The 13,407-nt window shown below is 39.9% G+C and carries 12 protein-coding genes and 1 tRNA gene; 4 read left to right on the top strand and 9 right to left on the bottom strand.

From position 1 onward, the window contains the following. Positions 1 to 129 precede the first annotated feature (129 nt). The 4 genes from H5180_RS12830 to H5180_RS12815 form a co-directional block, all read right to left on the bottom strand. Positions 130 to 1,977, bottom strand: a complete 1,848-nt coding sequence (locus H5180_RS12830) for a DEAD/DEAH box helicase (protein WP_145240410.1) — start codon at positions 1,975 to 1,977, stop codon at positions 130 to 132. 160 nt (positions 1,978 to 2,137) lie between these two features. Further along, positions 2,138 to 2,401: a GrxA family glutaredoxin gene (locus H5180_RS12825; RefSeq protein WP_145240412.1), complete on the bottom strand. Its 264-nt coding sequence runs from the start codon at positions 2,399 to 2,401 to the stop codon at positions 2,138 to 2,140. 139 nt (positions 2,402 to 2,540) lie between these two features. Continuing rightward, on the bottom strand, positions 2,541 to 4,619 hold the full coding sequence (locus H5180_RS12820; RefSeq protein WP_145240414.1) for a TonB-dependent siderophore receptor: 2,079 nt from the start codon (positions 4,617 to 4,619) through the stop codon (positions 2,541 to 2,543). 113 nt (positions 4,620 to 4,732) lie between these two features. Next, a complete protein-coding gene (locus H5180_RS12815; RefSeq protein ID WP_145240416.1) occupies positions 4,733 to 5,230 on the bottom strand; it encodes a TlpA disulfide reductase family protein in 498 nt (165 codons plus the stop codon). 287 nt (positions 5,231 to 5,517) lie between these two features. Between H5180_RS12815 and H5180_RS12810 the strand changes: the two genes are divergently transcribed. Next, positions 5,518 to 5,964, top strand: coding sequence for an Hsp20 family protein (locus tag H5180_RS12810; protein WP_145240418.1), 447 nt, complete (start codon positions 5,518 to 5,520; stop codon positions 5,962 to 5,964). A 140-nt stretch (positions 5,965 to 6,104) separates the two neighbouring features. Here H5180_RS12810 and H5180_RS12805 read toward each other — a convergent pair whose 3' ends face one another. From H5180_RS12805 to H5180_RS12790, 4 genes are all read right to left on the bottom strand, one after another. Beyond that, the gene (locus H5180_RS12805) at positions 6,105 to 6,647 is read right to left on the bottom strand and encodes a hypothetical protein (RefSeq protein ID WP_145240420.1); all 543 of its coding nucleotides are present in this window, start codon (positions 6,645 to 6,647) and stop codon (positions 6,105 to 6,107) included. Further along, positions 6,644 to 7,777, bottom strand: a complete 1,134-nt coding sequence (locus H5180_RS12800) for a peptidyl-prolyl cis-trans isomerase (RefSeq protein ID WP_259399571.1) — start codon at positions 7,775 to 7,777, stop codon at positions 6,644 to 6,646. The genes H5180_RS12805 and H5180_RS12800 overlap by 4 nt, the downstream gene beginning before the upstream one ends. A gap of 56 nt (positions 7,778 to 7,833) precedes the next feature. Beyond that, entirely contained in the window at positions 7,834 to 8,847 is a 1,014-nt protein-coding gene (locus H5180_RS12795; protein ID WP_145240424.1) for a phospholipase, read from the bottom strand. 115 nt (positions 8,848 to 8,962) lie between these two features. Continuing rightward, positions 8,963 to 10,516, bottom strand: coding sequence for a cryptochrome/photolyase family protein (locus H5180_RS12790; protein WP_182758339.1), 1,554 nt, complete (start codon positions 10,514 to 10,516; stop codon positions 8,963 to 8,965). 111 nt (positions 10,517 to 10,627) lie between these two features. On the opposite strand from H5180_RS12790, the gene H5180_RS12785 reads away from it, so the two are divergent. Beyond that, the gene (locus H5180_RS12785) at positions 10,628 to 11,440 is read left to right on the top strand and encodes a hypothetical protein (RefSeq protein ID WP_182758338.1); all 813 of its coding nucleotides are present in this window, start codon (positions 10,628 to 10,630) and stop codon (positions 11,438 to 11,440) included. Positions 11,441 to 11,457: 17 nt separating this feature from the next. On the opposite strand, the gene H5180_RS12780 is transcribed toward H5180_RS12785, so the two are convergent. Continuing rightward, positions 11,458 to 11,922, bottom strand: coding sequence for a globin (locus H5180_RS12780; RefSeq protein ID WP_145240430.1), 465 nt, complete (start codon positions 11,920 to 11,922; stop codon positions 11,458 to 11,460). 603 nt (positions 11,923 to 12,525) lie between these two features. Between H5180_RS12780 and H5180_RS12775 the strand changes: the two genes are divergently transcribed. Together H5180_RS12775 and rimP are read left to right on the top strand one after the other, a co-directional pair. Further along, a tRNA-Met gene (locus H5180_RS12775) sits at positions 12,526 to 12,602 on the top strand. 319 nt (positions 12,603 to 12,921) lie between these two features. Continuing rightward, on the top strand, positions 12,922 to 13,377 hold the full coding sequence (gene rimP, locus H5180_RS12770; protein ID WP_145240432.1) for a ribosome maturation factor RimP: 456 nt from the start codon (positions 12,922 to 12,924) through the stop codon (positions 13,375 to 13,377). Positions 13,378 to 13,407 lie beyond the last annotated feature (30 nt).

Raw genomic sequence — 13,407 nt, 5'->3', positions numbered from 1 at the left:
TCAATGCAATTGCTATCAACGACTATTGTGACTTCACAAAATCTTCCCCTCACGAAGATTTACTTTATTCCAAACACAAAAAAACCTTGTCACTTTCGTGGCAAGGTTTTTTTATTAAAGAGTCGTTGCTTATTTAGCTGTGAAGCTTACTGGGCGACGTTCTTTACGAGGACCGCTACGCTTATCACCGCGTGCACTGTCATCTTTGTTAAAGCTGCGTTTTTTGTCACCTGATGGACGCTCAGAGCGTTCAGCACGTGGTTCAGCAGGACCTTGATCTTGTGTTAATGTTAAGCCCATTGGACGTTTACAAATAAACACTTTTTGGAAATGATCAAGTACATCTTTAGGCATGTTTTGCGGTAATTGAACCGTACTGTGATTGTCGTGTAAACGAATATCACCAATAAACTTGCTTGAGATGTCAGCTTCGTTAGCGATAGCGCCAACAATGTTCTTAACTTGAACACCATGTTCACGACCTACTTCGATACGGTAAGTATCCATAGGGCCTGCATCACGGCTATTACGTTCACGTGGTTTAGCATCACGGTCACGTGCAGGGCGTTCGCTGCGTTCGTTACGACGACCACGGTCACCACGATCATTACGCTCACGTGGGTTACGGTCATTACGTTCGCTACGCTCACGTTGTTGGATCTTAACTTCTTCAACCTTAATTGGTGATTGTTGCTGTGCTAAACACAGTAACGCACCTGCTAGGTCTTCAGGAGCAAGTTCAAGCTTTTGCGCCATATTAGCTGCTACTTCATTAAAGAAAGTAATATCTTTATTTTCAAGCGCAATAGCTAATTTAGCTTGTAACGCTTCGATACGTTTTTCTTCAACAACTTTTGCAGTTGGTAGTTCAACTTGCACAATATCTGAATTCGTATGACGAATGATATTTTTAAGTAAATAACGTTCGTTATGTTTTACGAAAAGAATCGCTTTACCAGTACGACCAGCACGACCTGTACGGCCAATACGGTGAACATAAGCTTCAGAATCTTGTGGGATATCGTAGTTGATAACAAGGCTTAAACGGTCAACATCTAGACCACGTGCTGCAACGTCTGTTGCGATAACAACGTTTAGCATGCCACTTTTTAAGCGTTCTACTGTGCGTTCACGTGCTTGCTGGTTCATGTCACCGTTAAGTGGAGCTGCAGAGAAACCTTCGCGCTCTAATAACTCAGCAAGTTGTACTGTATCGTTACGTGTACGTACGAAAACAATCGCGCCTTCATATTGTTCAGCTTCTAAAAAGCGAACAATCGCTTTATTCTTGTGTACGCTGGCATTCCAAAACACTTGCTCAACAGATGATACCGTTGAGTTACGCGCAGATATATGAACCTGTTCAGGGTTATTCATATATTTGCTGCTGATGTTTTGAATTTGCTTAGGCATGGTCGCAGAGAAAAGACATGTTTGCTTTTCGCGCGGCGTTTTTTCCATGATGTTTTCAACATCATCGATAAAGCCCATACGTAACATTTCATCGGCTTCATCAAGTACAAGAGCTTGTAAGCTGTCAAACTTGATAGTGCCACGGTTAATATGATCGATTAAGCGACCTGGAGTAGCGACAATAACTTGCGCGCCACGACGAAGTGCACTTAATTGGATACTGTAGCTCTGGCCACCATAAAGTGCCAATACTTCAATACCACGAACATGTTTAGCATATTGTTCGAATGCCTCAGCTACTTGGATCGCAAGCTCACGGGTTGGTGTGAGTACAAGGATCTGCGGCTGCTTCACAGACGGGTCAATATTATTAAGTAATGGCAGTGCAAATGCTGCGGTTTTACCTGTACCCGTTTGAGCTAGTCCCAGTACGTCCTTTCTTTCTAGCAATAACGGTATACATTGAGCTTGGATTTCAGATGGTGTCTTGTAACCCAACTCTTCAACTGCCTTCAAAATTGCAGGAGAAAGATTTAGAGATTCAAACGTGACTGGTTCTGACATTAATACGCCTCAACGAATTTAAAGAGGCGCGCATTGTATAGGATTTACGAGGCAAATGCTTGTATAAATTGAAACTAATTTGTATGTAGTTGATGTTGGTCATAATTTAATCAATTTGATTGTGGGTAAATCAAATTGATTAACAAATTTTATACAGAACTTATTGATAAAGTCCAAGATTTTCTTTAGCGTAAGCTTCAAACTCAGTGAAACCACCGATGTGTGCTTGGTCAATAAAGATTTGTGGCACGGTTGGGCAAGGCTTACCTGCTGATTGTTCTAAATCGGCTTTACTCACGCCTTCTTTAATAATATCAACATAACGGTATTTAAAATCATCACGTTCATTTGCTAGTTTTGCAGCAACATCTTTAGCACGCACACAATAAGGGCAGCCTTCACGGCCAAAAATTACAGTTAACATATCGCTCTCCTCGATTTTATTTACATTCATCTTAACTAATTGAGAAAAAATAAACAGCGTAAAAAAACGATTGATGAATTCTATTTTAATGATTACATACACCTTTAATCAGTATTAAAGGTGTATGTGGGGTGGCTAATTAAAACTTAACACTAAAGCCAATTGAAGGGCGCATTTCAAAATCATCCTCGTTTTCTTTGATAATTAAATCATTAGTCGAGGTTACTTTCTGATAATCTAAATCAATGCTACTGGTGTTTGCTTGGCCGTAGGCGTTCATTAATTCTAAAATTAACACCCCGTCTAAGCCCCAAAAGTCGGTTTGACGTTCAAAACGAAGATCAAGCCGATGATAAACATCGAAACGCTCAGAAAATGGATCACCATATTGTGGTAAAAAACGTCCTTCGAATTCGGAATTTTCTGTGACGCCAACAATCGGGGTGTAAGCTTGGCCGCTGCGGGCAGTAAAGTTAAAGCCGCCTTGCCATTTTTCACTGATTTGGTAATTAAACACCATGTTGACAACTAAAGGGGTATCAGCGTAATAATCCCGAGTGATATTTTGGCGTTGGTCAGTACGTTCACTTTTGGCATAACTAACTGCAAGCCAGCCATACCATTTATCAGTTTTATTTTTGTTTATTAATAGATCAACACCGTAAGCTCGCCCAGTTACATCATTACTGTAACGAATTGCTGCATCGGAATAATTGTTTAATGCCAACGGTAAATCGTCCATGGTTTTGTAATACCCTTCAATAGACCATGTCCATTCATCGGCAAGTTCTTGTGCAAAACCTAAACTGCTGTGTTTTGAGGTTTGCGAACGTAAATTCGGGTTGCCGTGTTCAGGCAATAGAGTGTCAATATCTTGCATGCGATTATAATGCCCGTATTTAGCATTGATGCTATTGTGATCATTAATAAAATAGCTAAGCGCAAGACGCGGCATCACAAAATCTTCATCAGTGTAATCATTGCTTTGATATTGCACGCCGACTTCGCTTTGCCATTGTTCGTTAATAACCCAAACATGGCTCACACCAACAAAGTACTTATCAAGGGCTAGCTTGTCTTTGCCCGTTATTCGCTCACCTTTGTTTAGATCGCAATCAGGATCGAGCTCGGTACAAAGATATTGAAAACTATCGTAACTGTAAGTACTGTCGTTATCAAAATAGGCGGCATCAAACACCAGTTGCTGGGCTTTAGTAACACGCCAATTTAATCGTCCTTTATAAGTGATTTGCTTTTGTTGTTCTTCATCAAAATAGCCATCACTTAGCGTGGCACGTTTAGCGTATTCCAATCGGCCAGAATGTTCGAGCGAACCAACGCCTAAGCGTAAATGAAAGTCTTTATTAAAGTGATCCCATAAAATACTTTGGCTGGTAAATTCACGAATAAAATCAGCATCGCCTTGATACTCAGGATTTTTTAGTGAAAGTTCAGCGCGTTGATTAAAGCCTGCTGCAACCGAGTCTTTTGCGCCTGTAAATGACACTGTTAGGGCGTTTTGATTGTTTATATCCCAGATCCATTTGCCTTGGTAATCATGATCATCTGGGGGGTCATTGATGGTGATACCACTGAGTTCACCATCGTCGTTTTCAAGCTCTTCACCTTTAGAGAAGAACAGTGGTAATGTACTTTTACGTGCTGATAAATAAAACGCGGTGTTCTGCGTGAGTTGCCCTTCAACAAAGACACCGGCATTAAACATTGTAAGATCAAGCGTGGTAGTAATCGGTTGATATTTAGGGTTACGCAGTGTTACGTCAAATACGGCACCGGTGGCGTTGCTGTAACTGGTGCCATAGCCGGCTGAGTAAAGTTGAAAATCTTGAATAATGTACTTGTTGAAAATAGAACTGCCGAAATCATGAAAAATATAGCCTGCAGGCATAAAATCCACTTCAAACAAATTATCATCGGGCGATGAGCCACGTACCGCCGGTTCACTCATTGAGCCGCCAGCGGCGACAACGCCTGGCAATGCAAATACTGCCCGCAATGGATCGCCCATAGCACCGGGCATAGTGATCAGTTTTTCAGTATTTTCGGTTATTTCACTGGTAATGCTACTGCGTTTATAAACGGTTTCAAGACGCTCTATTATTTCTTCATTAGCATCAACGTTGGCGTGCGTTAAAAATGGCAAACACAACGCCAGTGGCGTTAAACGGTAAAGTGATGGCAAGCAGGTGGCTAACATGATTCTTCCATGGTTATGAGTAAGTGTGACTGCGACCTATAGTAATGAGAAAATATATAAAAATACGTAGTAAACTGTACGAAAATGTAGGGAGGTGTTACAAGCTGTTACATTTAGTTTTGAGCTCTGATAGTAATACCTAATTGGCTTGAATAGCCCATTGAGCGTGCGGTTATTCGCAGTTGTTGATCAATTACATAGTAAGTAGGAAAGGCGCTGATTTTATAATTACTCTGGGTATTTTTATCGCCTAGTAAAATGGGCATTGTGAGTTTAAGTTCACTAACAAACTGCGCAACTGCTTGTTCATTTTTATAATCAAGTGCAATGCCAATGGCGTTGATATTAGAATCAACCAATGCCGCTTCTAGGTTTGGCATACTGTAACGACAGATTGTGCACCATGGCGCAAAAAAATAAACCACGGTGGTGTTACCTTTAAGCATCGCAATATCAATACGTTGTTCGCTGTCATTGAGCACAGGTAAATTAAAATATGGAGCAGGGCTGCTATCTGAGCTGAGTAAATTGCGTTGCTGATATGTAGTCACTACAAAAAACACCACAACTAACATAATTATATTGAGCAGCAAACTCGTTACTTTTTTCATATTGACCTCTAAAGCTAATTCCCCTTATTACTATTTAAAGACTTGAAAAGCAAACTTTGAGTCCTCACTTTATTGAGTAGGCAAAAAGAGATTTTGAAAAAAAATAAAACTTTTTTCAAAAATAATCTTGAAAACAATTTCGCCGTCCATATATAGTTTAATGAGGACGCCTGATGGGTCCTAACTAAACAGAAGTAATTGAAATTTATATTATTAATTAAACTTTGCTTGCGCTTGTTCAACCGAAAAGCACATGCAAAATATCGCTTAAATATGAGGATATTATTATGCGTACAGTAGATTTATCACCACTTTATCGTTCATTCATTGGCTTCGATCATTTAGCATCTTTAATGGATGCGGCCGCTCGCACTGACAAGCAGCCAAGTTTTCCTCCGTATAACATCGAAGCACTCGATAAAGACAAATATCGCATTACTATGGCTGTTGCCGGTTTTAGTGATAATGAGCTGACGATAGAGTCAGAAAATAACACCTTAAAAGTTGCTGGCATTAAAGCCAATAAAGATGACAGCGCAGAGCGCAAATTTATTCATCAAGGCATTGCTGAGCGCAACTTTGAACGCAAATTCCAGCTAGGTGACCACGTTAAAGTACTCGGCGCTGATTTAGCCAATGGGCTACTTAGTATCGACTTGCAACGCGAGATCCCTGAAGCACTTAAACCACGTAAAATTGAAATTGGCAGTGGTAACTTGCTAGAAGGTAAATAACCATCCCTTTGACAGTGTTTTTCCCCTAATTTACTTGTTATTTTTAGTAGCCGCCTCAGTTGAGGCGGCTTTTTTAGCTTTGCTCAAACATCGGTTCCGCTTAGCGCACCATTAATCGCAGATGATTAATGATGCTGTGTTCAGTTAGTATCTTTACTTTTTAATTTGGCTTGCATGTCTTTTAAGGCAGCAATTTTATCAATAGCAACTTGCAGCTGCCGTTGAGGGAGGCCTTTTTGACGGCCTTTTTCGAGCAAGCTTTCAAGGTTAGTTATTTTTTGTTGAGCAGCTATTACAAAGCGTTGCTCAAGCTGAGTTTGCTGCTGTTTATGAAAATCGAGGTAAGCTTGATGATCGGTTAAGTCGCCTTGAAACTGACTCGCACTGATTGGATTTTTTGCGATGACAGGCAAGTAACTCGGTGTAGTAATGGGCGGCAGTTGTTGACTGGCATCAGTATTTTTTAATGAGGTGTGACTATCAATCGCCGCTTCAGCAGTCATATCTGGATTAATAGCTGTCGGTGCCGACGCATTATTTATTTGTGGCGCGGGCGTTACTGGCGTTAAATCATCAGCAGCGCGGATGGGAGCTATTTCGCGTTTTCGCTCTGTTGTTAAATTTATTACTAAAAAACCTAAACAAGCGACGCCTGTAATTATGTAGATAGCTTTTTTATTCATAGTTTTACTGCATTTTGTTGTTGCCAAGCCAGCCAATTTTGCTGATAGCGTTGCTGCGCTTTTTGTATTGCGATGGCTTTTTTAGCTTGATAGCGAACAGTTTCGTCAGTAGCGCTAAAGTAGTTATACTGATGGTTATCACTAATTATGACGACCCATAGACCTTCAGGTGAGCGCATCACCGCAGATAATTCTTCTGCTTTTAGCGTATAAGCCAGTTGCACAGCCCAATTACTTTTATTTTTGCGAGTTAGTTTATTGTGATACTTAGCATAAATGTCGTTTTGCTGTGATATATATAATGCATCTGTAAAAGAGCTTGCTTGTACTGTACTTCTAAAGCGAACCGCTTGGTCTCGCTCAGTAAACGCAGCGCCGTAAGCTGTCACTTCACTAAGGTATTTAAAGCGCGCTTTATTTGCCTGATAATAATATTTTATTTCTTTATCGGATATTTGTTGTTCAAGACTGTCTAGTATTGGGCTTTGAACGTGCATCATGTCTTTAATACCTAGCCAACTTTGAATCGAAGGCCTTAAAATATCGCCTTTTGCTAGTTCTTCTAGGTGCGCGATACTGATCCCTTGCTTTAAAAGTAATGGCGTTGCTTTTAAAAGCAACGCCTCAAATAGTTGCTTTTTTATTACTTCAGTTTTGAATAAGTCACTTTCACCTTGGTGCAGTCGAAAGCGTACTTGCATAGATAAAGGGGCTATAAACTCATAAAGATTGACGGCGGTTGTAAAGAGCCCTCTGAGCTCGGTGCGCTGCATTTTATTGATTTGTTCAGCGTTGTATTGGCCATCAGCAGGGTAGCTAGGCAATACTTTGAGCAGCCACTGGGCATTATATTGTGTGAGATTACCTCCTTTAACATAGGATGTTGATAAATTTAGTTGCGTGTCAAATATGTTCATCAAATAGCGCTCAACATGGTACTGCGTGCTAAAGCCTACCGCAGATTGACGTTCAAGCAGCTCAGGCATATGTTGTTCTGCTTGATATAATAAAAATTGATTTTCAAACATATGTTTACGAACGTCTTTGCGACTAATGTTGGCATTGTGTTGTTGATAAACTTGCTGCATTAAACGCACTTCAGCATCGTTATATTGGTTAAATGATGCCATTGTTAGGCTGCTATAAAGCAGTCCTAATAATAACAAAATACAACTGCTCAGCGCTTTCATTGGCGCACGACCATGGCATGATTAAGTAGGTGCACAACCATGGCAATCGCATGTGGGATCACTTGTTTTGCCGTATTTAAGCGGTCGTAATGGTCTTGTGAATTAAGCACAATACCGCCTTGAGCATAAGAAAAAGCGCCACCTTGTGTCAGTAAAGGGCGTACGTCTTGACTGTTTATATCCAGTGCTGAAAATGTTTGCATGGCTTGTGTAATAAGGGCAGAGTCATTGAGTTGTTCCTGATCATAGTAGTCTTTTACCCAGCTTTCCCAGCTTGAATGATTGAGATCAGATGTGGTCCAAGTATGGTGTGGTTGTAGTAAATCAGTTGTATGGAAAACAAAACCTAACACTTGTGGGTTGCCACTTTGCAAATAGCTTTGATACCAGTATTGACCTAAATTATCAATTGGCTGAAAAGGCATTTCTTCAAAGTCATCGTACATGTTGTAATTTGATTGGCTGTCAATTCGGTAATTAGCTTCAGTAATACCATAGCTGTTGTACTTTGATGAATCGGCATTAAACCAGCCTGTTTCACCGCCTTGACCGTCATCAAGGTAGTCACCTTTTAACCAACTTGAAGCCAAGTTATCAACGGTGCCCCATACCGTCAGTTTTTGGTAATTGTAGCCACCAAAGTCGTTACCGTGTTGATCAGCCCCTTGGGTATGGTTTTGGAAATGCCAATAGCTGGTATATTTAACAATACTCTCTGCTGCTCCCCATATTGGTGCTTGAACACATGACCCCGTTACAGCACCACAAAAGAAGGTGTCTTCAAAGTCATCCACATCATAGGCTGCTTGGCCTAGTACTTCGGCTAACTGGGTTACCGTCATATTATTTTGTTGAGCGTATTGGCTTAATGCCGAAAACTGTGTGCTGCTTGGGTGCTGCTGCATGTAGTTCACTGCATCGATGACGATACGTTTATGTGTTTCTTGGCTAAATGCCTGTGCTTGGCTTGTACTGATCAGTAATAATGCCGTTAAAAACTGTTTTTTCATCGTGTTCTCATAGTGTTGTGGAGTAATTTCTAATATTAGAAAGTAGGGTGATAACACTATAATTACAAATTAATTAAACATTTAATTAACAATATTACCTAATATGATACTTCTGTTAGAGTTTTTCTATATTATTTAGGCACCATTGCGCTCGCTCTAAAATAGCGTGCTGTTGTGATGTATCTTGTTTTTGCCAATTTTTATAGACCATGCCAATACGTGGGTTACGAGCTAAGCGGGCTTCATGGGTGTGCATAAATTGCCAATATAAACTATTAAAAGGGCAAGCCGTGTCGTCACTTTTTTGTTTTACGTTATAGTGGCAGCTGGTGCAGTAATCACTCATTTTGTTTATGTAGTTACCGCTTGCGGCATACGGTTTTGTAGCGATTAGGCCGCCATCTGCAAATTGACTCATACCACGGGTGTTAGGCATTTCTACCCATTCAATGGCATCGATGTAAATGCCCAAATACCAGCTATCAACTTCATTTGGATCAATACCGGTTAATAAGCAAAAGTTTCCGGTGATCATTAAGCGTTGAATATGATGCGCGTAGGCGGTCTCTAAGCTCTGCGTGATTGCCTGTTTCATACAGTTCATTTTTGTTTTGCCACTCCAAAAATAATCTGGTAACAGACGAGCAGCCTCAAGTTCATTTTTACTCGCGTAATCAGGCATATTTTGCCAATAAATACCTCTTACATATTCTCGCCAACCTAAAATTTGCCTAATAAACCCCTCAACTTGGGCAAGCGTGATCTGTTCTTGGCGTGCCGCAAACTCAGCCAGTACTTGCTTAATAACTTGCATTGGGTGCAGCATTTTTGTATTAAGTGCAAACGCGATACGACTATGATACAAGCTCCATTTGTATGAGCTCTGACAGGTCATCGCGTCTTGAAATTTTCCGAAACAGGGGAGTAGATGAGTGCAAAAGTAATCGAGTAATTGTTTTGCTTGAGCACGACTGGTTGGCCATAATAAAGTTGCTGAACAATGGCCAAGGGTATTTACCTGGTGTTTTTTTATGCGCTGTAAAATAGCTTCAATATTATTGGTAAATATTTTTGGTTCAGGGATAGCAGCTAAATCAGTTTTTTTTAATTTGTTACGATTGTCTTGGTCAAAGTTCCATTGCCCGCCTAGTGGAGCATTATCTTGCATCAATATGTCAAAGCGCTTGCGCATCATGCGATAAAAAAATTCCATTTTCACATGCTTATCTTTTTTAAAATGGTCGCTGATATCAGCAAAAGGTAATAAAAAATGTTCGCTGTCTGTGGCACTAACATTAAAGTCACTGCTGTTTGCAAACTCTTGCAGTTGAGTTTTTAATCTATACTCATCAGGATACTGATATTGGATTTGTTGACACTGATATTGCTTCGCCAAGCGTGTTAGTAATGAGGTAATGCATGCGTCATCGTGGGTATCATCGAGTGTTAAATGAAGCACATTTAATTGTGCTTGTTTGAGCGCAGTCGCAAAGTTCTCCATTGCCGCAAAAAACGCCGCTACCTTTTGTATATGGTGTTTTACATAATCTGTTTCTTGTTTTAATTCAGCAATGACATAAAGGTATTGTGTTTGATCCTCTTCTTTATACCAACTGTGATTGGCATTAAGTTGGTCGCCAAAAATAAATCTCAGAGTTTTATAGATCATTAATTTTGCTCAAAATTGTTTTATACGAATTAAATTGTCGATTAGATCGCATTTATTAATACTGATAGTCGTGGTATAGGTATTAATACGTAAACAAAGGAGTGTCGCCTTATGAATCAATATCAGTATGCTTTTTGCAAATTTAAAATTGTTTTACCTTGTCTCATTGCACTTTGCCATGTTAGTTCTTTGCATGCCACAGTCTATCAGTGTGAAAAAAAAGGCGTCGTGGAATTTAGTCAATTTCCATGTGGTGATGATGCGAAACTAATCTCTGTAAAAGAGCAAAACCCAAGCTTATCTAGTCAGATTGTTGCTAATGAAAATATTGATACCTCGGGCGTTGATAGTTATATTCGGACTCGGCAAATTGATGCTGATATTCAACAGCATCAAGATAAAATTGATAGCTTAAGCGAGAAAATGAATCAGCAAATTGCCGCCTTAGGTGAGCAATCAGATGCGCAGTTAAATAATTTATCTGGTGCAAAAAAAGAAACTGCAATAGCTAATCAAATGACCAGTATTTCAGAGCGCTATAACGTTTTAATTGCACGTGAACAGCGGGATATTGATCGACTCTTAAAAGAAAAACACGCTTTGCCTGCGTCGAAAAACACGTCTGAAATTGACCAACAATCAACCCAGAGCAAAGGTATTGATTCGTTCATTCGGTCACAAGAAATCAAACGAGATGTTGAACAGCGACAATCAAAAATAGATACTTACCAAGCTCAAATGGATCGCCAAATAGCAGCCCTCGAAGCTCAGGCTAAAGAGCAACTAAATAACGTAACTGATGCGACTTTTGATAACTCCTTATCTAGAAAAATGAGTGCGTTAACATCAAAATATGCAACTTTAATCGATGTTGAACAGCACCAAATAGATCGTCTTCTACAAGAGTTAGCTAGTATAGAATAATGCATGTAGGTTATTTGCTATGAATTCACTTGCTGCTGCACGGACTTGTTAATTGCAACAATATTACTGGTATTAAATAAATAGCTTTTCACTATGCTGTTAAACATCCTGAGTGCATAACGCCACGCTTGTTCTAGGTTTAGCGTAAATTCTCGGCCCAAATGAATTTTTAGCGCAGCTATAAAAGCATCACATAATAAATCAACATCCAGACAAGTGAGGCCAGATTTACTTAGGTTGTTGGCATGATAATGAATAAAAGGTAATACAGACAATAAGCGATCTAAGTGGGTAATAGTGCGTTCCAATGAGCAATACAACAAATAACTTTTTTCACTTATTTCATCACTGCTAGGCCATTGCATTGTCAATGCATGACGTTTTAATTGCATATGAAAGGTAACAGTAAAACAGTGAAAGTTGGGTTTTATTATTGCGATACTTCGTAATAACATTTTTTGATGATGAGCAGAAATACTCATAATAAGCCCTCTCTAAATAGCCTTAAATATGCAGATTGCCATTAAAAACTTAGTATAGACGCTGTGTAGGAAAGAGTGAGTAAATCGATGGAAATTGCGCAATAGCGTGCATTATTAATGCCAATAAGGCTAGGGCGTGTTGACCTTTGTGGATTGAAATTTGTTCAATCTAGGGGCGATTTAATCGCGGCGCGAGGTTTGTAACCTAGTGGAGCTAAGTAAAAATCGAGCAACAAAGAGTTAATCGCCCCTAGGAAGAACCCTTTGGGCAGCGCATGTTCGGAATTTATACTGCGTTATCGTCTATTTATGGGGAACAACCACACTACATAGACTCTGCCTTGCCTAAATACCAAACATACTGCTGCAAAATTAATCACAAAAGGTCAACACGCCCTAGGGCTTTTATGTTGGTTTTTTAACAGGGTACTTTTGGTACGGTTATAGCGAATTGTTCTGACCTATAATTTTGTACTTTATAGTCTAGTCATTCTTTACCAGTTTTTGGTTGCTAATTACGCCAAGCCTCTTTATAATAGCCGCCATTGTCTAGCTCACTTAATTAGCTGCTAGGCAGGTATCAGGTATTTTGATACCAGTTGGCGCGGGATGGAGCAGCCTGGTAGCTCGTCGGGCTCATAACCCGAAGGTCGTCGGTTCAAATCCGGCTCCCGCAACCAAGTTTTTAGATAAATTATTAGTTTAATTAATATTTCTAAATTCTTGAAGCCAAACTTTTGAGTAGCGATTTTAGTTACTGATTTGAAGTCGCGCATTCTATGTAATGCGCGTTTTGCGTTTAAGCCTTTGGGTTTAATTTAGATGGTGTTAGCTATCCGCAACCAAGCTTGGCCCATGGCCACACAGTTTTATGCTTTAGGTGTGACGCCCCGCTTGGTTCGGGGCGTTGTTGTATCTGCACCACTTGATTTTAAATCAAGGTATAAGCTAAGTATTTTAGGGCTATAAGCCCTTTTTTTGTTTGTATGGAGAATTTTCGTGACAAAACTTGAGCAAGATTTATTAACCATGCTTTCACCGTCAGTTGAAATGTTAGGCTTTGAATTACATGGTCTAGAGTTTGTGCAAGCGGGTCGCCATTCTACGCTTAGGGTCTATATCGATCACGAAGCGGGGATCTCGGTTGATAACTGTGCTGATGCAAGTCGTCAAATAAGCGCAATTTTAGATGTCGAAGACCCGATTACAAATGAATATGATTTGGAAGTATCGTCTCCTGGTGTTGATCGTCTATTATTCAAACAAGATCACTACGAGAAGGCACAAGGAGAGGAAGTACGCGTGCGTACTAAGCTTCCACAAGATGGTCGTCGTAATTTTAAAGGCGATCTAATAGCAGTTAGCAGTGATATGATCACACTTTCATATGACGGTACTGAGCAGTTAATTATGCTCAGTAACATTGAACGTGCGAACATCATCGCAAAGTTTTAATCCGAGTGCGAAGGAATAGGGCAAGCGAGG

Source organism: Pseudoalteromonas sp. SR41-4 (assembly GCF_014163985.1).
In the GTDB taxonomy this organism is placed as follows: Bacteria; Pseudomonadota; Gammaproteobacteria; order Enterobacterales; family Alteromonadaceae; genus Pseudoalteromonas; species Pseudoalteromonas rhizosphaerae.
The sequence above is the reverse complement of the archived record's forward strand: the minus strand, read 5'-3'. Positions and strand labels throughout refer to the sequence as shown.